Source organism: Methyloversatilis discipulorum (genome assembly GCF_000385375.1).
Classification (GTDB): domain Bacteria; phylum Pseudomonadota; class Gammaproteobacteria; order Burkholderiales; family Rhodocyclaceae; genus Methyloversatilis; species Methyloversatilis discipulorum_A.
Map to the genome: position 1 here is coordinate 790,953 of NZ_ARVV01000001.1, position 22,069 is coordinate 813,021.

The window sequence follows — 22,069 nt, forward strand, 5'->3', positions numbered from 1 at the left end:
ATGACGAAGTCCCCCGCATTCCGCACCGCTGCCTGCGCGCTGGCTCTGGCGCTGTCTTCCATCGTATCGGCCGCGCCGCTCACCGCCTGTGTGGTCGACGGCAACGAACCGTTCTCCTCCAGCTCGGGCGGTGCCCGCGGCCTCGACGTCGAGGTCGTGCAGGCGCTGGCGACGAAGCTCGGTCGCGAACCGAAACTGAACTGGATCGTCGTGCCTTCGCGCGGTGGCATGGGACGCGCGCTGAAGCAGTCGATTCAGGCGGGCGCCTGCGACCTGTTCGTCGGACTGCCGGAAACCGAGGGCGGCGGCGAGGACCTGACCGAACGTGGTCTGGTCGCCTCCACGCCCTATGTGTCGGTCGGCTACGTGCTGGTCGCGCCGGCGGCAGGCAAGGTGAAGTCGCTGTCCGATCTGGGCAAGGCCAGGGTCGGCGCCGTCACCGCGACGCCAGCCGACCTGCACCTGCTGGCCGGTGGCTACAACCGAACGCCCTACGGCAATCACCGGCAACTGATGGAGGCGCTGGCGCGCGGCGACATCGCGGCGGCGCTGGTGTGGGCCGGCCGCCTGGCCGAGACCCCGCCGCCGGACGGCATCGCGATACGCCAGGTGCTGACCGAGCCGTCGCTGACCACCCGTTTCGTCATCGCCAGCCGGCGCGCCGATGCGGCGCTTGGTGGCGCGGTGAACGACGCGCTGGCGGCGCTCAAGGCCGACGGCACGCTGGACGCCATCGCGCGCCGGGCCGGTTTCCCCTGATCCACCGGCGCTGGCGGCTCGCCGCCGGCGCCACCGCATTCGAATGGAGTTGCAGATGTTTCGTGTCACCGCAGCGAGCCTGCTGCTCGCCGGCCTGATCGCCGGTGCGCAGGCCGACGACGCCATCCCGGCCACCAATCCGCTGGCCAACGATCCGGACGCTGCGAAAGCGGGCGAAGAGCTGTTCGGCCGCAACTGCCAGCAGTGTCACAACTCGCGCGGCAAGGGCGGCAAGGGCCCGCAGCTGGTCAAGGGCGCCTGGGGACCGGGCGGTGCCAATACCGACGGCTACATGTACGGAATCATCGCCAACGGCCGCCCGAACACGCAGATGGGCGGCTTCGGCCCGGCGCTGACGCAGCAGGAGATCTGGCAGATCGTCGCCTTCCTGCGCGAGGAGGCCAAGCGCGTCAAGGCGGCCGAAAAGGCCAAGGCCGGCGCCGAGGACGACCTCTGGTTCTGATCCACCGTCCGGCTGCGCCTGTCGCGGCCGGACCTGTCGCATTTCCGATGGAGCACATTTGATGACTTACCCCCTGACACGCGCGGCCGCGCGATACGCCATCGCGCTCACGCTGACGCTCGGCGTCACCCAGGTGTCGGCCTTCGGTCCCGGTGGCCCCGGCGGCGGCAGTGCGCCGGCGGCCAGCGATGCCAGCGCCGGCGAGGAGCTGTTCGGCCGCAACTGCCAGCAATGCCACAACTCGCGCGGCAAGGGCGGCAAGGGCCCGCAACTGGTCAAGGGCGCCTGGGGCCCGGGCGGCGCGAATTCCGACGACTACATGTTCAAGATCATTTCCGAAGGGCGGCCGAACACCCAGATGGGCGGTTTCGGCCCCGCTCTGAAGCCGGAAGAGATCCGCCAGATCATCGCCTTCCTGCGCGAAGAGGCGAAGCGCGTGCAGGTCGCCGACAAGAAGGCCGCCGCGGCCGACGACGAAAACTGGTTCTGAGCCTGTCACACCACAACAAGGAGAACACGACATGAAAACACGCATCACCGCAGCGCTTGCCTTCGCCCTCGTGGCCGGCGGCGCTCACGCGCAGACCGCACAGCCGGTGCTCGACCTGGCCACCGCCAAGGCGATCGCCGAGGGCTGCGAGAAGTACGCTGCCGGCAAGGGCTGGCGCATGATCACCGCGGTGCATGACACCGCCGGCAACCCGAAGTACTTCAGCCGGATGGACGGCAGCATCCTGATCAGCGTGCAGGTTGCTCAGCTGAAGGCAGACACCTCGGCCAGCCTGCCGGTGTCCACCCGCCAGTTCCGCGAACTGGCCAAGGGCATTCCGGGCGCGGAAGTGCTGCCGCGCACCACCTCCATCATCGGCGGCCTGCCCATCATGACCTCGAAGGGTGTGCACATCGGTGGCGTCGGCGTCAGCGGTGGCAGCGAGGAAGAGGACGAGGAGTGCGCGAAGAAGGGTCTGGAGGCGGCGAAGAACCTGCTCTGAACATCCTGTCCGCTCGGCGCGAAATGTAAAATTTTTTTGCGCCGGCGGGCTGCGCCACCCTTCAGTTCCACGCGGATGAATCGTTAAACCCGTTTCGGGTAGCCGATCAACGCCTCACGCCGTGTCGGAACAACAATGAATACCAGAGCCGCCAGCCCCATCGAAGATGCCGTGAAGACCGGCGATGCTGCGACCACACTCCAGGACGTACTGTTCAAGGACATCGGCCTCAAGGTCGGCGACCGCATGGTGATCGAGCCGCCGGCCAAGCTCGGCGACCAGCCGGGCGTCGTCAAGCTGATCGGCTGGGTGAACGACCTGAGCGTGCTGGTGACGATGCCCGACACGCGCCCCTGGGCCGGCCCTCCGATAGAAGGCGATACGATAGGCGTGCGCGCCTTTTCCGGCCGTCACGCCTACGGTTTCAGCACCGTCGTGGGCAAGCGCTCGGTGCGCCCCTTCGAGTACCTGCATCTCGAATTCCCGCGTCGCATTTCGATGCGGCAGATCCGCAACGCCGAGCGCATCGCCACGTCGATCAGCGCTCGCGTGATGGACGCCGACGAGCCGGTGCCCACCGTGGTCACGAACCTCAGTGCCACCGGCGCCGAAGTGCGCGTCTGGCAACCGGGCCGCGCGGTCGGCGACAAGGTGTCGCTGGAACTGATCCTCGACATCCACAAGGTGCGCACCCGTGTCGTCGTCAGCGGCCACATCCGCAACCGCCACGAAGTGCCCGACACCGGTGAACCTGCCTATGGCGTCGAGTTCGACGACATCAATGCGCAGACGTCGGTGTTCCTGAAGAGCTACGTCTACCAGAATCTGGTCGAACAGCCGCACCGGCGCCTGTAGTCGCGGATCGGGCGCCCCTTCCCGTGGGGGCGACCTTGGCCGCAGCCGCCGCAGTCCGCCGGCTTCGATGCAGGCTGCTGTCGGGGTCAAGACCCCTCCCACAGAACTCCGGCCTGGGCTCAGGTCGCGGGTCGGACACGCATCTCCCGTGCGAGCGGCCCTGGCCGCGACAGGGCCCTTGACCCGCGGCCCCGGCGAACCCTTGCAAGCGCCCGCGGTCAGCCCCATATCGACAGTTCGCACATACAGGGGCGCCCACGCATGTACACCGACCCATCCTCACGGCGCCTGCACGGCCGTCAGATCCACATCCAGCCCAAGGGCTTCTTCGGCAAGCTGTTCGCGGTCATTGCCGCGGGCGGCCTGCTGGTGCTCGGGCTCATGTTCTCGGTGGTGATCGTCGCGGTGGCGGTGGTCGGCGGACTGCTGTTCTGGGGCGTCATGTGGTGGAAGACGCGCGAACTGCGCCGTCGCATGCGCGAGCAGATGGACAACCCGATGCAGACGCCCTTCGGCGATGTGCCGGCCAGCGGCGGCCGCGTCATCGAAGGCGAGGTCATCCGCAGCGAGCAGGATCCGGCCGGCCGCTGATTCCGGTCTTTCGGTCGGACTCAGACGCCCGGCTTGTCCTGCGTCAAGTCTTAAGGTTCATCACGGATATATGTTTGCAGTCGTCAACCTGACGGACCGCGAACATGGCCATCCTGCTTACCATCGACGAACCGGCGACCGGCCCGGCGCATACGCCGTCGGTGGATGCCTTCCTCGAAATGGGCTTTCGCCCGCTCTATCTGGCCGGCGCATCGTGGGCGCTGGTCGCCGTCGCGCTGTGGATATTCGCGCCGCAGCTGGCGGGCGGCACGCTGGGCGGCCTGGCTTGGCACGCGCATGAAATGCTGTGGGGCTTCGTCGCCACCATCGCGGTCGGTTTCCTGATGACCGCCGGCGGCGCCTGGACCGGCATCAATCCGATCGAAGGGCGCGCGCTGGCCGCGCTCTGCCTGCCGTGGATGGTGGCGCGCGCCGCCTTCCTGCTGCCGGGCGACAGCGCGTTCCTGATCGGTGCGCTGGCTGACGTCGCCTTCTTCGCGCTGGCCGCTGCGGCGCTCGGGCGCTCCGTGCTGCTGTCGCGCAATACCCGCAACTACGTCGTGCCCTTAATGCTGCTCGCGCTCGGCGCGACCGACGCCGCCTTCCTGATCGCCACGCGGGCCGGCGACTACGCGACGCTGATGCAGCACTTCAACGCCGGCCTGCTGGTGATGGCGCTGCTTACGCTGCTGGTCGCGCGGCGCGTCATTCCCTTTTTCGCCATGCGCGCAGTGCCCGGTCTGACCGTGCCCACCCATCTGAGAAGCGGCATGGCCCAGCTGATTGCCAGTGCGCTGGCGGTGTTCGGTCTGATTGCCGGCTGGCCGCTGGTGCAGGCGGCGGCGCTCGTGGCGGCCGGCGGCATTGCGCTCGTGCAGTGGGCGAGCTGGAAGCCGTGGCGCGTGCTGCACAAGCCGCTGCTGTGGATTCTTTACGTCGGCTACGTGGCGCTCGGCACCGGCCTGCTGCTGGCCGCGGCGCACGCCGCCGGCGCCGGCCTGCCGGCCGCGCTGCACGTGCATGTGATCGCGATGGGCGGCTTTTCAGTGCTCATCATCGGCATGATCACGCGTACCGCGCTCGGCCACCTCGGCCGGCCGCTCGAAACAGACCGCAGCATGGTCGCCGCCTACGCGCTGGTGATCGCCGCTGTCGTGCTGAGGCTGGCCGCACTGCACCCGTCGGCCGCGTCGGTGCATCTGCTGCACCTGGCCGCGACCGCGTGGGCGCTCGCATTCGCGCTCTATCTGTGGCGCTTCTTCCCGATGATGATCCGCCCGCGGCCGGACCGCGCCGGGCCTGCGGTGCAGGCGGTTTCCATCACCCCGCGCCGGAGCTGAACATGCGTCTGACGACGATGACCGACTACGCGCTGCGCCTGCTGATGCACGTGGGGCAGCACCCGGAGCGGCTGTGCACCATTGCCGAGGTGGCGCAGGCCTACGGCATTTCGGAGGCCCACCTGATGAAGGTGACGCACCAGCTCGCGCTTGCCGGCTGGCTCGACACGGTACGCGGCAAGGGCGGCGGCATGCGGCTGGCACAGCCGCCGGCCGACATCCGCCTCGGTGCGGTCGTACGCAGCGTCGAGCCGGATTTCCGCCTGGTCGAGTGTCTGACCGACACACCGCGTACCGGCTGCACGCTGGAAGGACGCTGCCGGCTCACCGCCATCGTCGATGGCGCACTGCAGGCCTTCCTTGCACATCTCGACGGTCATACGCTGGCCGATCTGCTCGCGCAGTCACCCGGTTCCGTCGCGCCGCTCAGGAGAGTTTCATGACCGCGAACATGCCCACCATCGATGCATTGCGCGCCGCGCTGCACACGGTGCCCGACCCGGAACTGGCAGAAAGCATCGTCGACCTCGGACTGCTCAAGCACATCGACATCGGCGAGGGGCGTGTGGACGTCGTGCTCATTCCAACCAGCGCCACCTGCCCGATGGGCGAGGTGCTGATCGAGGACGCGACGGCCGCGCTGCGCGCCGCCTGCCCGCCGGGCTGGGCGGTGCACGTCGAGTTCGACTGGGACACCGAATGGCATCCGGGCCGCATGAGTCCGGCATTGCAGCTACGCTTCGGCTGGTAACAGAAACCCCACATCCACGGAGCCTTCCGCATGCAGATTTCCACCTTCGACGACCTGCTCGCCGCCGCACGCCAGCAACCGGAACCGCAGCGCCTGCTGCTGGTGTTTGCCCGCGCCGAACTGCCCGAGGGCGCCAGCGCCGCCGAGCGCGCGCGCTTCGAGGCGGGCCAGGGCGGCGCGCTGGTGCCTCAGGTCTGCGTCGACAAGTCGCCGCACGAGATGCCGGACTTCGCGGCGCTGATCGAGGAGTCGCAGTTGTTTGCGCCGGACTGGGCCATCGCCTTCGTCGCCGCGCTGTCGGGGCGCGACGGCCAGCCGCCGGCGGCGGCCGACGTCGACCGCGCGCTCGACCGCATGGTCGAGTCGGTCAAGGCCGGCCGGCTGGACGGACTGATGCCGATCGACCGCCACGGTCGCGCGGTGCGGCTGGGATGAAACCGGCGCGCCCGCCGCTGTGGGGCAGGGCGGTCGCCGCCTGCGCGCTGCTGGCGGCGCTCGCGCTGCTGTCCGGCATGACCGGCGGCCTGGCGCGTCTCGGACTGCCGCTGCCGGTGATGCCGGCGCCGGTGCATGGCGCGCTGATGCTGTGCGCCTTCTTCGGCACGCTGATCGCGCTCGAACGTGCGGTGGCGCTGCAGCGACTGGCCGGTCTGCTGGCGCCGCTGCTGGCCGGCGTCGGCGGCGTGCTGGCGCAGGTTCCGGTGCTGCTGCCGCTGGCCCAGGTCTGCTGGGCCGCCGCGGCGGCCGGTCTCGTCACTCTCTATATATATGGGGGTGTCACCCGCGCCTGGTCGCTGCATCTGCTGGTCGAAGCGGGCGGCGCCGCGTGCTGGCTGGTCGGCGTGCTGCTGTGGATGCTGCACGGCGACCTCGCTGCGCTGACCCGCGGCGGCGTCGGCTTTCTCGTGCTCACCATCGCCGGCGAGCGGCGCGAACTGACTCAGATGATGCGTCTGCCGCCGCTGGCGCGCCGGCTGTTCGTCGCCGCGGTGCTGCTGATCGCGCTCGGCGTCAGCGGTGTGCTGCCCTTCACGTTGTGGTCGGGCTGCGCGCTGCTGGCGGTCTGGCTGCTGCGCTGGGACATCGCACCGCGCGCCTGGACCGCCGCCGGCTGGCCCGGACACACCGCGCAGTGCCTGACGGTGGGCTATCTGTGGCTGCTGGTGGGCGCGCTGCTCGGGCTGTATGGCGAACTGCGCGTCGACGCCGGCCCGCTCGCCGCGACCGGGCTGCACGCAGTGCTGCTCGGATTCGTGTTCGCCATGGTGTTCGGCCACGCGCCCATCATCCTGCCGGCGCTGCTGCGACTGCGGCCTGCCTATACCGGTCTGGCGCGCCTGCCGCTGTGGCTGCTCGCAGCCAGTCTGGCGCTGCGCATTGTCGCGGTCGGCGTCGGGCGGCATGATGCACTGATGCTTGCCGGCGCCGGTCACGCGCTGGCCATTCTGCTGTTTGCCGCCGTCATGCTGCGCGCGGTGAGCGCAGCTTCACACAGGAAGGAGATGCCTGCATGAGCACCCCGGACAATCTCGCCGCCTGGCGGCGCGCCGAGCGGCAACGACTGCTGGCCGAGCGCGAGGCGGTCGAGCCGGCGCAGCGCATGGCGCGCAATGTCGAAATCACTGGCTATCTGGAAGCCGGCTTTCCGCTGCTGCAGCACATGACGGTCGGCTTCTGCTGGCCCTTCCGCGGCGAATTCGACTCGCGCCACCTGCTGCGCTCGCTGCGGGTGCAAGGTGCGCGCGGCGCGCTGCCCGAAGTGGTCGAGCGCAATGCGCCGCTGGTGTTCCGCGAATGGTGGCCCGGGGTGGCGACCACGCCCGGCGTCTATGACCTGCCGGTGCCGGACGACACCAATGTCGTGCAGCCGCATGCACTGCTGATTCCGCCGGTCGGTTTCGACGCGCGCGGCTATCGTCTCGGCTACGGTGGCGGTTTCTTCGACCGCACGCTGGCGGCCTGCGCGGTGCAGCCGCTGAAGATAGGCGTGGCCTTCGAGCTGTCGCGCATGCCCACCATCCACCCGCAGCCGCACGACATTCCGATGGATTTCATCGTGACCGAAGCGGGCATTTTCGAAGTCGGCGTCGACGGTCTGCACGAGATCGACGTCGAAACCTGTGCACAGCGCGCGCACGCGCTGGTCGCCAGCCGCATCCTGCGCTGAACCACGGAGACCCACCCAGATGTCCGCCCCTGCTGTCGCCGTCGAATCCTCCTTCGCGTCGCGCCTGGCCGCCCTGCTCGCCACGCTGGAGCGTGGTCTGGTCGAGCGCCGCCACGTCGTGCGCCTCGCGCTGCTGGCCGCGCTGGCCGGCGAGCACACGCTGCTGATCGGCCCGCCCGGTACCGCCAAGAGCGAACTGGCGCGCCGTCTGCACCGCGCCTTCCGCGACGCCCGCTACTTCGAGCGCCTGCTCACCCGCTTCTCGGTACCCGAGGAACTGTTCGGCCCGCTGTCCATCCGCGCGCTGGAGGAGGACCGCTACGAGCGCCACACCGACGGCTTCCTGCCGGACGCCACGATCGCCTTCATCGACGAGGTGTTCAAGGCCAACAGCGCCATCCTGAACGCGCTGCTGACGCTGCTGAACGAGCGCGAGTTCGACAACGGCGCCGGCCGCCAGCTGTGTCCGCTGGTCAGCGTGATCGGCGCCACCAACGAGGTGCCGGACGACGAAGTGGGCGAGGCCTTCTTCGACCGCTTCCTGCTGCGCGTGCCGGTCGGCCGCGTCAGCGCCGACGGCTTTGCCGCGCTGCTCGAAGCGGGCTGCGCCGACGAATGGGCACCGCCGGACGAGACGCTCGCGCTCGGCGACGAAGACCTCGGCGCGGTGTCGCTGGCGGCACACGAGGTCGTGCTGCCGGCGCGCGTGGTCGGCGTGCTGGCCGATTTGCGCGCGCAGATGGCGGAGCAGGGCACCTATGTGTCGGACCGCCGCTGGGTGAAGACCGTATGGCTGCTGCGCGTGGCCGCTGCCGCCGAGGGCCGTGCCGCGGTCGGGCTGTGGGACCTGCTGCTGCTGCCCGCCTGCGTCGCGCCCGACGCTGACCGCCAGGCCGAGGTCGCCGACTGGCTGCATGCGCGTCTCGGTGTGCGCGAGGCCTACGCGCCGCCGCGGCTCACCCGCGTCGTGCAGGCCTTCCAGGCCCAGCTCGAAACCGAGCAGAACGCCAACGACCTCGACTACGACGAATCCGGCCGGCTGCGCTTCTCGCCGTCGGAAGCCGGCACCGGGAAAGCCGAGGAACTGGCGGGCGAGATCGGTGACGCCAAGGGCGGTGCCGGTGCGCTGCGCATGAGTTACAGCCGCCGCCGTCGCTACGGCCCGGCGCACATCGCCGCGCGCACGGCTCAGATCGACGACCTGCTCGCGCGCATCGCCGCCTATGCGGAAGAACTGGACGCCGAGCGCGCCAGCCTGGCCGCCACCCGCGCCCGCACGCTGTGGCTGGACGAAGCGCTGCTTGCCCGTGTCGATGCCCATCTGGCGGCGACCGCCGCGCTGATCGCCGAACTGGCCGAGCGTGCGCGCGACGCCCGTCGCGGTTTCGACAACCTGCCGCGGCTGTCCGCAGAAGAGTCGACGCGCTACGCCGACGTGCCCGAGCCGGTCGCGCACGAGCCGCTGGCGTGAGCGCACAGGCACCGCTGCTGTTCCAGTCGCGCGAGGCGCGGCTGGGCGCGCTCGACGCGCTGCCGCGCACGCTGTGGCTGGGTGCGCTGACGCAGGCGCAGGGCCGGCTCGAGCCGCGGCTGGCGGCGCTGGTCGCGCTGCGCAGCGCGCTGGTCGATGGTCGCGTACCGCCCGCCGCCGACTGGTGCTGGCCGTCGCCCGAGCTGATCGCGGCGCTGTGCGAAACCTTCGCCGAACTCGATCTGCCGGCCTACTGCACCGGCCGGCAGGAACTGAGCGACGTGGTCGTGCAGAGCCTGCTGTTCCATCTCGACTTCATCCCCGATTACCGCGACCGCGGCGCGACCGACGCGCGCGCCACACGGATGGCGATCGAGGCCTTCGGCTCCGACTGGCAGAACCGCCGCGGTCAGATGGACGAATTGATGGAGGTATTCGGCAAGCTGCCGGACGACGGCAAGAACGCGCGCTGGGATCTGCTGCCCGGACTGCTGAAATCCGAAGGCTGGCGCGAGGTGCTGCGCATCCGCCGTCTGCTCGAACGGCTGCCTGAACTGGCCGACTGCATACGCCGGCTCGGCCGTGCTCGGCCGTCTGATGAGCGCGACGACGCCAGCCGCAGCCAGGTCGAGGTGATGGACAGCGCGGTTGCGCGCCACACCGAACAGCGCACGGTGCGCGTGCCCGACATGCCGGGCGAGACGCGCGGCGTACACCGGGCCGACCGCATTGCCCGCATGCTGCCGGCCGAATCGGTGCTGCTCGGCCACCCGGCGCTGCGCCTGGTGTGGCACGCCCGGCGTGCCGAACGGACGCTGCTCTGCTACGAGGACGACGACCGCATGACCGAGGTGCGCCACGTCGACGCACCGGTACTGCGGCCACGCCCCGATCCGCAACCTGACCGGCGTCTGGAGATGGGCCCGCTGCTGGTCTGCGTCGATACCTCCGGTTCGATGCAGGGCGGTGCCGGCGAGGTCGCCAAGGCAGTCGTGCTGGAAGCGGTGCGCACCGCGCACGCGCAGGGCCGCGCCTGCCACGTGTTCGCCTTTGGCGGTACTGGCGAGGTGGTGGATATGCAGATCGGCGTCGACGCCGACGGCATAGGCCGGCTCATCCACTTCCTCGGTCAGGGCTTCAAGGGCGGCACCGACATCTGCGGCCCGCTGGAGAAATCCATCGCCTGTCTCGAACAGGCGGCCTGGCGGATGGCCGACCTGCTGATCGCGTCCGACGGCGAATTCGGCGCCACGCCGGAACTGGTCGCCCGGCTCGACGACGCCAAGCGCGCGCTCGGGCTGCGCGTGCAGGGCGTGCTGATCGGCGATCGCGAAACCATCGGTTTCCTCGAAGTGGCCGACCACATTCACCCGGTGCGCGACTGGCGCCGCTACGGCGACGGTGCGCGCGGCAGCGATTCACCGGTACATACCCACCGCCTGACCGCGCTCTACTTTCCGGGCGCGCTGCGCACCGCCGAGAACCGCGACGCCACGGTCAGCGGCGAAGTCGCGTCGGCCGCCGTGCGCGCCGGCCTGCGACGCGGCCAGCCGCTGCCTGCCGATCTGTTGCCACCCGAACCTTCGTCCGACGACCCGACATCATGAGTTTCGCCACCGACTACCTTGCCCAGATCGAACGCATCGCCGAATGCATGCCGCTGCCGCGCGTGCGCGCGCTGCACCTGCCGCCGTCACGTCCGGACGAGCCCTGCCGCGACGGCGGGAGCGGCCACGCGCGCGGCGAGTTTTGCGCGCTGGAACTGGAGGACGACAGCATAGGCCTGTCCTACGTGCTGCTCGATGACACGCTGGAGCGCCTGCGCAGTGGCCCCGGCCTCGATGATCTGAAGGGCATCGAGGCGCTGGCACTGGCGCGCCGCTATGTGAGCGGGCAGGGCGTCGATCGCACGCTGGGCTTCGTCTGCGCCAACGCGATCACCCGCTGCCTGTTCGACCGCGCTGGCTACCGTCCGGATGGCAGCAGTGACTCGATCGGCCAGATGGATCCGCAGCCCGGCGAAGCGATCGGCATGATCGGACTGTTCGGCCCGCTGGTGGAGCGCATCGTCGCCGCTGGCGCCTGCCTCACCGTGATCGAGCTCGACGAGAGCGCCGTCGGCGAGCGCGAAGGCTGGCGCGTCACCACCGACGCCGCGGCGCTCGAAGCCTGCGGCAAGGTGCTGTCCACCAGCACGCTGCTGCTCAACGACACGCTGGACCGCATGCTCGCCCACTGCCGCGCCGCCCGCTGGTTCGCCATGGTCGGCCCCAGCGCCGGCTGCCTGCCCGACGCGCTGTTCGCCCGCGGTGTGACGCTGCTCGGCGGCAGCTGGGTCGAGGACCGCGAGGCCTTCATCGACGGACTCACGTCGGGCGACAAGGACAACCGGAAAGGGCGCAAGTCGACCAGCAAGTTTGCGCTGACCAAGGAGGGGTGGCCGGGGTTTGAGGTGTTGCTGGAGCGGGTAGCGCAAGGATGAGTCGCAGCGCGCTCGCCCGTCGCGCTGCACGTGCGACATGCGTGTCTATCGTTGCCGCATGGACGATTGTCGGCATGGCCGTAGCAGTGGCCGCGCCAGCAGTGGACAAGGTCAAGGTCGACAAGCTTGGACGGCGGTTGTATCTGATGCTTGGCGGAGAAGTCGTCCATTCGTTCCCGGTGGCATTGGGTGGCAATCCGATCGGCCACAAGCAGCAGGAAGGTGACCGGCGCACCCCGGAGGGGCGCTACGTGCTCGATTTCAGGAAGGCGGACAGCGCGTACCACCGCGCGTTGCACATTTCATATCCGGATGCCAATGATTCCGAAAGCGCTCGCTTACGAGGTGTATCGCCGGGCGGCGCTGTGATGATTCATGGACAGCGTAACGGCTTCGGATGGATGGCGCCCCTTGTTCAGCGATTCGACTGGACAGATGGTTGCATCGCGCTCTCGAACGCCGACATGGATGTCGTGTGGACACTGGTTGAACCCGGGACACCGATCGAGATATTTCCGTGACCTTAGTCGGCGTGTGACAGGGCTCGTCTGTCAGCACGACCTGCGCTTCGGGAATGCGAATGCAAGCGAGCAGATATGCCTTCCGGTGCGAAGACGGGCATTTCAGCGCAGTTCCCGTGCGGGTCATATGCGCAACATACCGCCCGATGAAGATGCCGCGATCCCGTGGGGTTCGATATCTGGCAGCTTTGTATTGAAGCGCGGCCGGGTCTGCGGCGGGTCCGGACCTCCGCTCAGGTGGGATCGCGCGTACTGCGCGCCTCCATCCGGCGGTTATTCAGGCAGCTTTCCGGGCCGATTCGTGCCGAGGGTCGCCGCCCAAGCCTTTACGTCGTCGTGGCTCACCGCGCTCCCGTTCCCGACATCCACGTCTGCCATGGCCTCCAGCGTCCGGCGGTGGCGCTCCGCTTCGCGCTCGACGTAGGTGGCAAGTGCCTGTTTCACCACCCAGCCGCGCGAGCGCTCAAGCCGGGCCGCCAACTCGTCCACCTGCTCAGCCAGCGCAACCGGCAGGTGAGCGGTCACCACTCGGGTGTCTGCTGAAGCCATGAATCACTCCCAATCACTTTCAATCAACTTAGTCTCGACCGGGGCTCTTATCCATCCCCTGTCGAATTTCTTTTCACCCGGCACCGTCGACGTGCATGGACGTCCGGCGCCCGGCGCGCGACCGGGCGGATTTCTCGAAGCCGGTCCGATGGCGATCTACGCGCAATGCATGGACAGGCCGCCGTAGGCCTGTGTCCGGCGGCGCCAAGTGGCTGAGCGCAAAGGCGTCTTGGGCTCCGGCCCGTCTCTGTGCCATCTCACGCGATTTCCGGCTTTTCTGCCTGCCGCCGCCACCCCTCGGCGCTTCATGCACGAAGGAATGTCTCTTGCTCCGGCCTCGCCGGGCGAAACGTCCTTCGCCGCACTGATCCGGAGATCACAAAAATGAAAAAACGGGGTCGTCACCTCCTCGCGCTTGCGCTGTCCTGTAGCAGCTTCGCCGCCGTTGCGGCCGACCCGCTGGTGTGGTCGGAAACCTTTCAACGCTTCACGCCGAGCTTCACCTTCGTCGGATCGATCAATGCCGCGACCTTGCCGGGTGGCGCGTCGAGCGCTCTGGTGACCGACCAAACCCGCGTGAAGGGGCCGAACGGCGTCGAGTTCGTCGGTGGTCGCCTGTGGTGGCCGGATCAGCAGCTGAATCGCGTCGTATCCATGCTGCCGGACGGCACCGGCTTCAAGACCTACAACATCGCCGGCGCCTACGACGTCGACGTGCAGGGCGGCATGCTCTATGTGACGCGGCAGAACTCGGGCGACATCCTGAGGCTGGATCTGTCGCTGAACTTTCCGCCGGCGACGACCGTAGTCAGCGGCCTGAGCTCGCCGTTCGCGATCGACGTGACGGCCGACGGCATGTTCTGGAGCCAGGTCGGCACGTCGAATCGGCTGATGCGCTCGAATCTCGATGGCTCGGGCGCGCAGACGCTGCTCACCGGCGTGAATTCCTACGACTTCGAAGTGACCGGCGGCTACATCTACCTGACCACGACCGACGGCTTCGTCAAGCGCGCCAACCTCGACGGCAGCGGTCTGACCACGCTGGCCAGCGGGCTCGGTTTCCTGAATGGCATCGACGTGACCGACGACACCATCTACGTGTCGGCGCTCAACGGCTTGACCACGCTGCCCAGTGGCACGCAGACCATGGGCGCGGGCCGCATCTTCAGCATGGGGCTGGATGGCAGCGGCGCGGCGGAAATCCTGCGCGCGCAGGAAATCTACGACCGCGACCAGCCGTTCAGCCCGTCGCAGGTGCGCGGCGTGGCCGTGCTGGCGGTGCCGGAGCCATCCACGTACGCGATGCTGCTCGCCGGGCTGGGTCTGACGGGTCTGGCCGCGCGCCGTCGCCGTTGCGGCTGACGCGGATGCCCTAATGTCGATACCGCCGCTTTCCGCCACAATCGTGCATCACGTGCTGCGAGGGCGCGAACGATGAAGCAGGCGGTGGTATTGATACACGGCATCGGTGAGCAGAAGCCGATGGACACGCTGCGCGGCTTCGTCGACAGCGTGCTCGATCCGCCCGAGCCGGGGGAAGAGGCGTTCTGGAGCAAGCCGGACCCGCTGTCCGACCTGTTCGAGCTGCGCCGCCTGCAGTCGCGCGGGCGCAGCGGTAGCACGCATTTCTACGAGTACTACTGGGCCTACAAGGTCGAAGGCACCTCGCTGCAGGCGGTGCTGGCTTGGCTGTGGAGCCTGATCTGGCGCAGTACGCGGGGGCTTCCGCATTCGGCGCGCACGCTGATCTGGATGGCACGGCTGTCGGTCGGCGGCCTGTTCGCATTGCTGGCGACAGGCGTAGCGCCGCAATGGGTGTCCGCGCTGCAGGCGATGTCGCCCGGCGACTGGCGCTGGCTGACCGCGGCGGGCCTGTGGTTGGTGCTGCAGGGCGGGCTGATCCACTACCTGGGCGATGCGGCGCGCTATCTCAGCCCTCGTCCCGGCAACATCCGACTGCGTCGCGCCATCCGCGCCGACGGCACCCGCCTGCTGCAGGCGCTGCACGAGCGGGGCGAATACGAGCGCATCATCGTCGTCGGCCACAGCCTGGGCAGCGTGATCGGCTACGACATCCTGAATGCGTGGTGGCAGCGCTGCCACGAAGAACTGCCCGGTCTGACGGACGAGACGGTCCGCGCCTTCGTGCGTGACGCGCTGAAGGGCGATGGACCGCAGCCGGTGCTGCGCTCGGATCTGTCCGCGCTCGGCGAGGCGCTGCGGCCGGACAGCGACGCCACCGCGCTGGACGCCTTCCGCGAGGCGCAGCTGGCCGCGCAGATGGAGTTGAGAAAGCTCGGCCATCCGTGGCGGGTGACCGACTTCATCACGCTGGGCAGCCCGCTCACGCATGGGGCGCTGCTGCTGGCACGGAGCAGCGAGGAGTTCTCGGCACGCAAGCGGCAACGCGAACTGCCGACCTGCCCGCCGCAACGCGACGTAAAAGGATATGCCTACGGCGTGAAACCGCCAGTCGATATCGGTGCCGGCATGAAATTCACGCCGCTGCTGCCGCACCACGCGGCACCGTTCGCCGTGACGCGCTGGACCAATCTGTATGCGCCGGTGCGCTGGGGTCTGTTCGGCGACATCGTCGGCGGTCCGCTGGCCGGTGTGTTCGGCTGCGGCATCCGCGACATTGCCGTACGCATCGGCGGCTGGCGGGGCTGGACGGTGGCGGCGCATACCGCCTACTGGCGCAGGACGACGCCAGAATCGGGGGCTGCGGCGAGCGCAGGTTCGGCTTTGAAGGTCCTGGTCGATGTGCTCGCCTTGCGCAAGCTGCGACAACTGGTGGCCGATCGGACCGGGGCCACGCCGAAGCCGGCGGAGCAGACGTCCGACGTCGACGCGAAACCTTAGAATCCGAAGACCGCGCCGCCTTTGCCTAAGCGTGCCGCTACGGTGAGCGATCCCGCAACTTCAATCCCTGTCATGCCGAGCCCGTCCGATGAGTGATCTGTCACCGCTCCCCTCCATCGACCCCGGTCGCTACCGCCACTACAAGGGCGGCGAGTACGAGGTCGTCGGCGTCGTCCGTCACAGCGAAACGCTGGAGCCCATGGTGCTGTATCGCCCGCTGTACAACGATTCGGGGCTGTGGGTGCGGCCCTACGACATGTTCGTCGGACTGGTCGAGATCGACGGCGTGCCGCAGCTGCGCTTCGAGCGGCTGCCGGACTAGATCGAATCCGGTCATCATGCGGGCTGGATTCCAGGAGCCCGCATGATGCAGATCGAAGCCGCCACACCCGAGGACATTCCCGCGCTGTGCGCACTGCTGTCCGCGCTGTTCGCACAGGAAGCCGAGTTCACGCCCGACGCCGCCGCTCAGGCGCGCGGGCTGGCGATGATCATCGGTGACCCGCGCGTCGGCAGTGTGCTGGTCGCGCGACGCGATGGAGAGGTCGTTGGCATGGTGAATCTGCTGTTCACCGTATCGACCGCGCTCGGCGAACGCGTCGTGCTGCTCGAAGACATGGTGGTCGCGCCATCCGTCCGCGGCGCAGGTGTGGGCAGCGCATTGCTGACCGCCGCCATCGACTTCGCACGCGCCCAGCGCTGTCCGCGCATCACCCTGCTGACCGACCGCGTCAACGCGGACGCACAGCGCTTCTACGCGCGCCATGGTTTCACCGCGTCGGACATGCTGCCGATGCGCCGGGTGGATGGCTGAGGACCGCGTTGTTGTGGGCGCGCGCTTGCTCGCGATCCCGGCATGGATCTGAGTCGGGCGCTGGCCGATGCCGCATCGCGACCAGAGGTCGCTCCCACGAGAAGCACGCCCGCCTCGTCGTCTGGGGGAGCTTCCTGTGGGAGCGGGCTTGCTCGCGATAGCGGCCTGTATCGAGGCGCCGGACGCCGTCCCTTGAGGCAGGTGGTCGTCTAGCCGCGCGCGTGCGACTGCACCCAGCGCACGATGTCGGCGGCGCTCATCGCGCCCGCCTGTCGGGCGACCTCGACGCCGTCACGGAACAGCATCAGCGTCGGAATGCTGCGAATGCCGAAACGCGCGGCGGTCTGCCGCGCGGCTTCGGTATCGACCTTGGCGAAGCGCGTCTGCGGCAGCTGTCGGGCGGCGGCTTCGAACTGCGGCGCCATCATGCGGCACGGGCCGCACCAGTCGGCCCAGAAGTCGACGACGACCGGCAGTCCGGTGCGGCCGATGTAGGTGTCGAAGTTCGCGTCGTCGAGCGCGAAGGGCGCCGCCTCCAGCAGCAGCGCCTTGCAGCGCGCGCAGACCGGGCCATCGCCCAGACGCTCGTCGGGAATGCGGTTGGTGGCGCTGCACTGCGGACACACGACATGCATGGTCTTGCCCTCGGAAGGATGTCGGGCAGCAGATGGGGGTGACGTCGGTGAATCCAAGCCCGAGCCGTTGCGACGGGAGACGCGCCCGATCTGCCTTCGAAGCGTGGGCGAGGTTTTGTGGGAGGGGTCTTGACCCCGACAGCGGGCCTGTATCGAAGCCCGCGGACCGCAGCGGCTGCGTCGCGGCCAAGGCCGCTCCTGCAGGGGGCGCCGGACTCACTGCATGAGCCCGGGCCTGGGTTCTGTGGGAGGGGCCTTGACCCCGACTGCAGCCTGCATTGAAGCCACCGAGCGGCAGCGGCCGTTTCGCGGCCAGCGCTGCTCCCCCAAGGGAGGGCCGTCGTCGGTCAGCGGTCGCGCCTCAGAGGCTGGCCGCGTGCGGGCGCCCACGCTCGCGCGCGCTCTGACAGCCGACGCACAGCGCAGCCTGCGGCTCCGCCTGCAGCCGGGCGAGCGGAATGTCGGTGCCGCATTCGGCGCACAGGCCGTAGCGACCGTCGGCCAGACGCCGCAGCGCGGCGTTGAGCGCGGCCAGTTCGACCGTTTCGAGATCGGTCATCGCCAGGTCGATCTCGCGGTCGGCACTGCGCTGTGGCGCATCGTCGCCGTCCTGCAGCAGCACGTCGCGCGCATGTTCGACGCGTGTGCGGCCCTGCAGTTGCGCCTGGATGTGGGCGGTGAGCGCGTCGCGACGCGCGCGCAGACGGCGCTCCAGCTGCTCGCGGTCGGCCTGGGTAAGCGGGGTGTTCACGGTGTCGTCCTCCTTGTCCCCATGCTGTCACCGGCGTGCGCGAGTGGCGTTGATCGGTGTCAATGGCGCCGGTCGCATCGCCCTGCACGGCGACCGACGGCCATTCCGGAATCATCGATCCGGATGCGCTATCGTCACGTCGTCCGCGCCATTCCGTCTCCTGCCATGACCGACTCCGCACTCGACGTCGCTGCTCGCATCGCACGCGGCGACAGCACGGCCATCGACGAGCTGGAGGTCTGCCTGGCGCGCATCCGCCAGCACAATGGCGACATCAATGCGGTGGTCACTCTGGACGAGACCGGCGCCCGCGCCGCGGCCCGTGCCGCCGACGCGCGCCGCGCCGCGGGTGGGGCGCTGCCGCCATTGCTGGGCGTGCCGATGACGGTCAAGGATGCGTTCGCGACGGCCGGCCTGCGTACGACGGCCAGCCACCCGCCGCTGGCGCACTACGTGCCGGCGACCGACGCGACCGTCGTCGCGCGCCTGAGGGCGGCCGGCGCGGTGCTGGTTGGCAAGACCAATCTGCCCGAACTGGCCGCCACGCCCCAGTGCTGGAGCCCGCTGTTCGGGCCGACACGCAATCCCTGGGACACGCGGCTCACGCCGGGTGGCAGTTCCGGCGGCAGTGCGGCGGCGGTGGCGATGGGCTTTTCGTACATCGACCCGGGCAGCGATATCGGCGGCTCGATCCGCATACCCGCTGCCTACTGCGGCGTGGCCGGACTGAAGGCGACCGAGAACCGCATCCCGCGCACCGGCCACATCCCGCATCTGCCAGGCGGCCGGCGCAGCGTGCGTCACCTGCTGTCCTTCGGCGCGCTGGCACCGGCGGTGGCCGACCTGCAGACCGCGCTGGCGGTGCTCGCCGGGCCGGACGGGCTGGACGTCGAAGTGCCGAGCGTGCCGATCCAAGCGGTGACGCCGCCCGCACGGCCGCTGCGTATCGCCTGGTGGGACGAGTTCGGCGACCTGCCGCTGTGCCAGCGTACGCGCGCCGCCCTGGCGCGCACGGTGGCGACGCTGCAGGCGGCTGGCTGCGTGGTCGAGCGGCGCTGCCCGGAGGGCTTCGACGTACGCAAGGCCTGGCAGGCCTACGGCTGGATCGCCGGCACCGAGATCGGGCTCGGCATGCCGGCGCTGGCGCGTCGGCTGCTCGCGGTGATGGGCCGCTTCGTCACGCGCGACCAAGCGGTCGCGCACGCCTTCGTGCAGGGGCTGGCGCTGGACGCGCAGCGCTACAGCCGCGCGCTGAACATGCGCGACCGCCAGCTGCGTGCGCTCGAAGGCCTGCTCGAGAGCTGGGACTGCTGGCTGTGCCCGGTGGCGAGCACGGTCGCCGGTCCGCAAGGCGAACTGGTGTGGTGGCGGCGCCCGCCGGACATCGTGGTCGACGACGCCCGCCTGCCTTTCGTCGAGGGTGCCATCGGCATGGTGACGCCGTTCTCGCTGACCGGCAGCCCGGTGGTCGTGTTGCCGGCCGGCGTCGAGGACGGCCTACCGGTCGGCCTCCAGTTCGTTGGCCGGCGCTGGCAGGATGAAGCGCTGCTGGCGACCTGCGCGGACATCGAGCGAGTGCTCGGCGCGCGTCCGGTGCCGCCGCGGGCGCTTACCACCGACCGATGGACTTGATGTAGGCCACCAGTTCCCAGATCTCTTCCTGCGTGAACACCTCGCCCCAGGGCGGCATCGGCGTCGCGCCCTTGCCGCCGTCGCGTATGGTGTTGAACACGTATTCCGCCTCCAGCCCCTCGCGCTCGATGAACAGCGCCGGCTTGTGGCCGTGGCAGTAGTCGGCGCAGGTCGACTGGAAGCGGCTCTGACCGGCCTTGATGCGGGCCGGGTCGGCGAGGTCGAAAGGGGCGGGGGCCGGCGGGCGCCGCGCCCTCGGCTGCCTTGTCCGGCAGCACGGCGTTGAAGGCCATCGCTGATGCCATGCAGCTCATCAGTGCTGCGAAGGTGAGTTTCCGTATATCCATGAATCCGTTCCGGGGAGTGCGTGTTTTCGATGACCGTGCCGCGCGCGTCGGCGCGACACGGTCCGGAAGCAGGCCGTGCCGCGTCCTGCCTCAGTCGACCTGGACGGCGACCAGTTCGGCCGGCAGGCCGGCGCCGCCGATCGGCACCACGACGTACTGCTTGCCGCCGGTGCGGTAGGTCATCAGCGCGCCGAAGGCGGCACCCGGCAGCTTCACCTCGCCGAGCACGTCACCGGTGCGCGCGTCGTGCGCGTACAGGAAGGGCTCCTTCTCTTCCGCGGTCGCCTGCGTGATCAGCGCATTGCCGCGCGACGACAGGCCGAGCACCGAGTTCGTACCTTCCGGTGCGAGGAAGAGCACGTCGTCGGTCAGCGCGATGAAGCTTTCGCGCGGCACGCCGACGCGGTCCAGCTTCAGGTCCTTGATCGCGGGGTGATCGACCGGGCCCTTGCCGGCCGGCACGCGCCACAGGTGCTTGCCGGTGTTCATGTCGATCGCGGTGACGGTGGAGAAGGGGGGCTTGAACAGCGGCAGACCTTGCGGACCGCCGACGCCGGCCCAGGTGCCGGTGTAGTCGTACACGCCCTCGTTCTCTTTCTTCAGCTTGATGCCGAAGGGAATGGTGAAGGACGGCACGTACAGCACATTGGTCTTCGGGTTGTGCGCGGCGCCCGCCCAGCTGGCGCCGCCGAGCACGCCCGGTACCTGCAGCGTGCCGGCCTTGTCGGTGGTCGGCGGGTAGTACAGCGGGCCGTAGTTGTAGCGCGACAGGATCTTCTTCGCCTCTTCCTTCAGCTGCGGCGTCAGATCGATCAGGTCGTCCTCGCTCACGCCCTGCTGCACGAAGGGTGCGGGCAGACTGGGGAAGGGCTGGGTCAGCGACGACCGTTCGCCCGGCACGGCGGACTGCGGCACCGGCTTTTCGGTGATCGGCCACACCGGCGCGCCGGTGCTGCGGTCGAAGGTGAATACGAAGCCCTGCTTCGTCACCTGCGCCAGCGCCTTCACCTTCTTGCCGTTGACCGTCAGGTCCATCAGGTTGGGTGCGGTCGGCAGGTCGTAGTCCCACAGGCCGTGATGGACGATCTGCTGATACCAGGCGATCTTGCCGGTCTTCGCGTTGAGCGCGACCACCGATTCGCCGAACAGGCCGTTGCCCTTGCGGTGGCCGCCGTAGAAGTCGTTGGTCGGCGTCGAGAAGGGCAGGTAGACCAGGCCCAGTTCCTCGTCGCAGCTCGGGCGCGCCCACATGTTGGCCGAGCCGGTGGTCTTCCACGAACCGTCTTCCCAGGTTTCGTTGCCCGGCTGGCCTTCCTGCGGCGGCTGCTCGAAATGCCACACGCGCTTGCCGCTGCGGATGTCGAAAGCCTGGATGTCGCCCGGCGGGTGGTTCTTCATCGGCGCGCGACCGACCGCGAAGGAATCGAGCACGGCCAGGCTGGGCACGATGGTGTTGCCGCAGACGATGGGCGGCGAAGTGAGGGCAACGAGCGAGCGGTCGACGAAGCGGCGCAAACCCTTGGTCATGTCGATGCGACCCTTGTCGCCCCAGGATTCGATCGGCTTGCCGGTCTTCGCGTTCAGCGCGATCAGGTAGCCGTCGCCGGTGCCGACCAGGATGCGCTTGTCCTCACCGTCCGCCCAGTAGGACAGGCCGCGGCTGATGAAACCCAGGTTGGGCGGTGTGCCTTCGACATAGGCCTTGGGGTCGTAGGTCCACAAGGTCTTGCCGGTCTTGCCGTCGATGGCCGATACCATGGACATCGGCGAGCTGGAGTACAGCACGCCGTCGATGGCCAGCGGCGTCGACTGGTTCACCCAGGTGCGCAGTTCGGCGTTGTCCTGCCATATCTTGTTGTCCGGCATGGCCCAGCGCCAGGCCACCTTCATCGACTTCACGCTCTGCGCGTTCACCTTGCCGCCGGCCAGATAGCGCGAGCCGGCCTTGTCGCCGTTGTACTCGGTCCAGTTGCCGTCGCCCGCGGCGGCCATCGCCAGCGGGGCGGCGCCGAGCATGATGGACAGCCACAATGTCTTCCGGGCTGCGCGGGGAAAAGCGCCCGCGGAATTCAGCATCGCCATGTTTC

26 protein-coding genes are annotated in these 22,069 nt (G+C 69.0%); 21 read left to right on the plus strand and 5 right to left on the minus strand.

Translation table 11 applies throughout. The features are described from left to right. The 16 genes from METRZ18153_RS0103800 to METRZ18153_RS0103875 all read left to right on the plus strand — a co-directional run bounded on the left by METRZ18153_RS0103800 (window position 1) and on the right by METRZ18153_RS0103875 (window position 12,392). Window positions 1–759, plus strand: coding sequence for a substrate-binding periplasmic protein (locus METRZ18153_RS0103800; protein ID WP_020163471.1), 759 nt, complete (start codon window positions 1–3; stop codon window positions 757–759). Window positions 760–814: 55 nt separating this feature from the next. Beyond that, complete coding sequence (locus METRZ18153_RS0103805; RefSeq protein ID WP_020163472.1) at window positions 815–1,222, plus strand: c-type cytochrome; 408 nt, start codon at window positions 815–817, stop codon at window positions 1,220–1,222. A gap of 61 nt (window positions 1,223–1,283) precedes the next feature. After that, the gene (locus METRZ18153_RS0103810; RefSeq protein WP_020163473.1) at window positions 1,284–1,712 is read left to right on the plus strand and encodes a c-type cytochrome; all 429 of its coding nucleotides are present in this window, start codon (window positions 1,284–1,286) and stop codon (window positions 1,710–1,712) included. 31 nt (window positions 1,713–1,743) lie between these two features. After that, window positions 1,744–2,214: a GlcG/HbpS family heme-binding protein gene (locus METRZ18153_RS0103815; protein WP_020163474.1), complete on the plus strand. Its 471-nt coding sequence runs from the start codon at window positions 1,744–1,746 to the stop codon at window positions 2,212–2,214. 135 nt (window positions 2,215–2,349) lie between these two features. Further along, complete coding sequence (locus METRZ18153_RS0103820; RefSeq protein WP_020163475.1) at window positions 2,350–3,069, plus strand: flagellar brake protein; 720 nt, start codon at window positions 2,350–2,352, stop codon at window positions 3,067–3,069. Between the two features lie 261 nt (window positions 3,070–3,330). Then, a complete protein-coding gene (locus METRZ18153_RS0103825; protein ID WP_020163476.1) occupies window positions 3,331–3,660 on the plus strand; it encodes a hypothetical protein in 330 nt (109 codons plus the stop codon). Between the two features lie 104 nt (window positions 3,661–3,764). After that, window positions 3,765–5,000, plus strand: a complete 1,236-nt coding sequence (locus METRZ18153_RS0103830; RefSeq protein WP_020163477.1) for an NnrS family protein — start codon at window positions 3,765–3,767, stop codon at window positions 4,998–5,000. Window positions 5,001–5,002: 2 nt separating this feature from the next. Continuing rightward, on the plus strand, window positions 5,003–5,443 hold the full coding sequence (locus tag METRZ18153_RS0103835) for an RrF2 family transcriptional regulator (RefSeq protein ID WP_020163478.1): 441 nt from the start codon (window positions 5,003–5,005) through the stop codon (window positions 5,441–5,443). After that, complete coding sequence (locus METRZ18153_RS0103840; RefSeq protein ID WP_020163479.1) at window positions 5,440–5,751, plus strand: metal-sulfur cluster assembly factor; 312 nt, start codon at window positions 5,440–5,442, stop codon at window positions 5,749–5,751. Before METRZ18153_RS0103835 ends, METRZ18153_RS0103840 begins: the two co-directional genes overlap by 4 nt. A gap of 30 nt (window positions 5,752–5,781) precedes the next feature. Further along, entirely contained in the window at window positions 5,782–6,186 is a 405-nt protein-coding gene (locus METRZ18153_RS0103845) for a hypothetical protein (RefSeq protein WP_020163480.1), read from the plus strand. Then, window positions 6,183–7,265 (plus strand): hypothetical protein, encoded by a 1,083-nt coding sequence (locus tag METRZ18153_RS0103850; RefSeq protein WP_020163481.1) that lies wholly within the window; start codon window positions 6,183–6,185, stop codon window positions 7,263–7,265. The genes METRZ18153_RS0103845 and METRZ18153_RS0103850 overlap by 4 nt, the downstream gene beginning before the upstream one ends. Continuing rightward, window positions 7,262–7,918, plus strand: coding sequence for a 5-formyltetrahydrofolate cyclo-ligase (locus METRZ18153_RS0103855; RefSeq protein WP_020163482.1), 657 nt, complete (start codon window positions 7,262–7,264; stop codon window positions 7,916–7,918). Before METRZ18153_RS0103850 ends, METRZ18153_RS0103855 begins: the two co-directional genes overlap by 4 nt. Before the next feature lie 19 nt (window positions 7,919–7,937). Further along, entirely contained in the window at window positions 7,938–9,389 is a 1,452-nt protein-coding gene (locus tag METRZ18153_RS0103860) for an AAA family ATPase (RefSeq protein WP_020163483.1), read from the plus strand. Continuing rightward, window positions 9,386–10,996, plus strand: a complete 1,611-nt coding sequence (locus tag METRZ18153_RS0103865; RefSeq protein ID WP_020163484.1) for a VWA domain-containing protein — start codon at window positions 9,386–9,388, stop codon at window positions 10,994–10,996. Before METRZ18153_RS0103860 ends, METRZ18153_RS0103865 begins: the two co-directional genes overlap by 4 nt. Continuing rightward, window positions 10,993–11,871 carry a Rossmann-like domain-containing protein gene (locus METRZ18153_RS0103870; RefSeq protein WP_020163485.1) on the plus strand — a complete coding sequence of 293 codons (879 nt, stop codon included), beginning with the start codon at window positions 10,993–10,995 and terminating at the stop codon, window positions 11,869–11,871. Before METRZ18153_RS0103865 ends, METRZ18153_RS0103870 begins: the two co-directional genes overlap by 4 nt. Window positions 11,872–11,945: 74 nt before the next feature. Next, the gene (locus METRZ18153_RS0103875) at window positions 11,946–12,392 is read left to right on the plus strand and encodes a L,D-transpeptidase family protein (protein ID WP_020163486.1); all 447 of its coding nucleotides are present in this window, start codon (window positions 11,946–11,948) and stop codon (window positions 12,390–12,392) included. Between the two features lie 273 nt (window positions 12,393–12,665). Here METRZ18153_RS0103875 and METRZ18153_RS0103880 read toward each other — a convergent pair whose 3' ends face one another. Next, on the minus strand, window positions 12,666–12,941 hold the full coding sequence (locus METRZ18153_RS0103880; protein WP_020163487.1) for a CopG family ribbon-helix-helix protein: 276 nt from the start codon (window positions 12,939–12,941) through the stop codon (window positions 12,666–12,668). Between the two features lie 384 nt (window positions 12,942–13,325). Here METRZ18153_RS0103880 and METRZ18153_RS0103885 point away from each other — a divergent pair, with 384 nt between their 5' ends. The 4 genes from METRZ18153_RS0103885 to METRZ18153_RS0103900 all read left to right on the plus strand — a co-directional run bounded on the left by METRZ18153_RS0103885 (window position 13,326) and on the right by METRZ18153_RS0103900 (window position 16,617). After that, window positions 13,326–14,303 (plus strand): PEP-CTERM sorting domain-containing protein, encoded by a 978-nt coding sequence (locus METRZ18153_RS0103885; protein WP_020163488.1) that lies wholly within the window; start codon window positions 13,326–13,328, stop codon window positions 14,301–14,303. Window positions 14,304–14,375: 72 nt separating this feature from the next. After that, a complete protein-coding gene (locus METRZ18153_RS0103890) occupies window positions 14,376–15,803 on the plus strand; it encodes a hypothetical protein (RefSeq protein WP_020163489.1) in 1,428 nt (475 codons plus the stop codon). A gap of 88 nt (window positions 15,804–15,891) precedes the next feature. Beyond that, window positions 15,892–16,125 (plus strand): DUF1653 domain-containing protein, encoded by a 234-nt coding sequence (locus tag METRZ18153_RS0103895; RefSeq protein ID WP_020163490.1) that lies wholly within the window; start codon window positions 15,892–15,894, stop codon window positions 16,123–16,125. Window positions 16,126–16,167: 42 nt separating this feature from the next. After that, the gene (locus METRZ18153_RS0103900; RefSeq protein ID WP_020163491.1) at window positions 16,168–16,617 is read left to right on the plus strand and encodes a GNAT family N-acetyltransferase; all 450 of its coding nucleotides are present in this window, start codon (window positions 16,168–16,170) and stop codon (window positions 16,615–16,617) included. Between the two features lie 209 nt (window positions 16,618–16,826). Here the strand turns inward: METRZ18153_RS0103900 and trxC are convergent, their stop codons facing one another. After that, window positions 16,827–17,252: a thioredoxin TrxC gene (trxC, locus tag METRZ18153_RS0103905; protein ID WP_020163492.1), complete on the minus strand. Its 426-nt coding sequence runs from the start codon at window positions 17,250–17,252 to the stop codon at window positions 16,827–16,829. 361 nt (window positions 17,253–17,613) lie between these two features. Further along, a complete protein-coding gene (locus METRZ18153_RS0103910) occupies window positions 17,614–18,003 on the minus strand; it encodes a TraR/DksA family transcriptional regulator (protein WP_020163493.1) in 390 nt (129 codons plus the stop codon). Window positions 18,004–18,168: 165 nt separating this feature from the next. Here METRZ18153_RS0103910 and METRZ18153_RS0103915 point away from each other — a divergent pair, with 165 nt between their 5' ends. Then, window positions 18,169–19,635, plus strand: a complete 1,467-nt coding sequence (locus tag METRZ18153_RS0103915) for an amidase (RefSeq protein WP_043364026.1) — start codon at window positions 18,169–18,171, stop codon at window positions 19,633–19,635. Here the strand turns inward: METRZ18153_RS0103915 and METRZ18153_RS21060 are convergent. Beyond that, window positions 19,613–19,837, minus strand: coding sequence for a c-type cytochrome (locus tag METRZ18153_RS21060; protein WP_232416103.1), 225 nt, complete (start codon window positions 19,835–19,837; stop codon window positions 19,613–19,615). The genes METRZ18153_RS0103915 and METRZ18153_RS21060 overlap by 23 nt on opposite strands. Before the next feature lie 235 nt (window positions 19,838–20,072). After that, the gene (locus METRZ18153_RS0103925; protein WP_232415959.1) at window positions 20,073–21,998 is read right to left on the minus strand and encodes a pyrroloquinoline quinone-dependent dehydrogenase; all 1,926 of its coding nucleotides are present in this window, start codon (window positions 21,996–21,998) and stop codon (window positions 20,073–20,075) included. Window positions 21,999–22,069 lie beyond the last annotated feature (71 nt).

What these genes read in the sequence shown, in the direction of transcription:
- METRZ18153_RS0103800 (WP_020163471.1), top strand. Translation starts at nt 1, where the DNA reads ATGACGAAGTCCCCCGCATTCCGCACCGCTGCCTGCGCGCTGGCTCTG.
- METRZ18153_RS0103805 (WP_020163472.1), top strand. Translation starts at nt 815, where the DNA reads ATGTTTCGTGTCACCGCAGCGAGCCTGCTGCTCGCCGGCCTGATCGCC.
- METRZ18153_RS0103810 (WP_020163473.1), top strand. Translation starts at nt 1,284, where the DNA reads ATGACTTACCCCCTGACACGCGCGGCCGCGCGATACGCCATCGCGCTC.
- METRZ18153_RS0103815 (WP_020163474.1), top strand. Translation starts at nt 1,744, where the DNA reads ATGAAAACACGCATCACCGCAGCGCTTGCCTTCGCCCTCGTGGCCGGC.
- METRZ18153_RS0103820 (WP_020163475.1), top strand. Translation starts at nt 2,350, where the DNA reads ATGAATACCAGAGCCGCCAGCCCCATCGAAGATGCCGTGAAGACCGGC.
- METRZ18153_RS0103825 (WP_020163476.1), top strand. Translation starts at nt 3,331, where the DNA reads ATGTACACCGACCCATCCTCACGGCGCCTGCACGGCCGTCAGATCCAC.
- METRZ18153_RS0103830 (WP_020163477.1), top strand. Translation starts at nt 3,765, where the DNA reads ATGGCCATCCTGCTTACCATCGACGAACCGGCGACCGGCCCGGCGCAT.
- METRZ18153_RS0103835 (WP_020163478.1), top strand. Translation starts at nt 5,003, where the DNA reads ATGCGTCTGACGACGATGACCGACTACGCGCTGCGCCTGCTGATGCAC.
- METRZ18153_RS0103840 (WP_020163479.1), top strand. Translation starts at nt 5,440, where the DNA reads ATGACCGCGAACATGCCCACCATCGATGCATTGCGCGCCGCGCTGCAC.
- METRZ18153_RS0103845 (WP_020163480.1), top strand. Translation starts at nt 5,782, where the DNA reads ATGCAGATTTCCACCTTCGACGACCTGCTCGCCGCCGCACGCCAGCAA.
- METRZ18153_RS0103850 (WP_020163481.1), top strand. Translation starts at nt 6,183, where the DNA reads ATGAAACCGGCGCGCCCGCCGCTGTGGGGCAGGGCGGTCGCCGCCTGC.
- METRZ18153_RS0103855 (WP_020163482.1), top strand. Translation starts at nt 7,262, where the DNA reads ATGAGCACCCCGGACAATCTCGCCGCCTGGCGGCGCGCCGAGCGGCAA.
- METRZ18153_RS0103860 (WP_020163483.1), top strand. Translation starts at nt 7,938, where the DNA reads ATGTCCGCCCCTGCTGTCGCCGTCGAATCCTCCTTCGCGTCGCGCCTG.
- METRZ18153_RS0103870 (WP_020163485.1), top strand. Translation starts at nt 10,993, where the DNA reads ATGAGTTTCGCCACCGACTACCTTGCCCAGATCGAACGCATCGCCGAA.
- METRZ18153_RS0103875 (WP_020163486.1), top strand. Translation starts at nt 11,946, where the DNA reads ATGGCCGTAGCAGTGGCCGCGCCAGCAGTGGACAAGGTCAAGGTCGAC.
- METRZ18153_RS0103880 (WP_020163487.1), bottom strand. Translation starts at nt 12,941, where the DNA reads ATGGCTTCAGCAGACACCCGAGTGGTGACCGCTCACCTGCCGGTTGCG.
- METRZ18153_RS0103885 (WP_020163488.1), top strand. Translation starts at nt 13,326, where the DNA reads ATGAAAAAACGGGGTCGTCACCTCCTCGCGCTTGCGCTGTCCTGTAGC.
- METRZ18153_RS0103890 (WP_020163489.1), top strand. Translation starts at nt 14,376, where the DNA reads ATGAAGCAGGCGGTGGTATTGATACACGGCATCGGTGAGCAGAAGCCG.
- METRZ18153_RS0103895 (WP_020163490.1), top strand. Translation starts at nt 15,892, where the DNA reads ATGAGTGATCTGTCACCGCTCCCCTCCATCGACCCCGGTCGCTACCGC.
- METRZ18153_RS0103900 (WP_020163491.1), top strand. Translation starts at nt 16,168, where the DNA reads ATGATGCAGATCGAAGCCGCCACACCCGAGGACATTCCCGCGCTGTGC.
- trxC (WP_020163492.1), bottom strand. Translation starts at nt 17,252, where the DNA reads ATGCATGTCGTGTGTCCGCAGTGCAGCGCCACCAACCGCATTCCCGAC.
- METRZ18153_RS0103915 (WP_043364026.1), top strand. Translation starts at nt 18,169, where the DNA reads ATGACCGACTCCGCACTCGACGTCGCTGCTCGCATCGCACGCGGCGAC.
- METRZ18153_RS0103925 (WP_232415959.1), bottom strand. Translation starts at nt 21,998, where the DNA reads ATGCTCGGCGCCGCCCCGCTGGCGATGGCCGCCGCGGGCGACGGCAAC.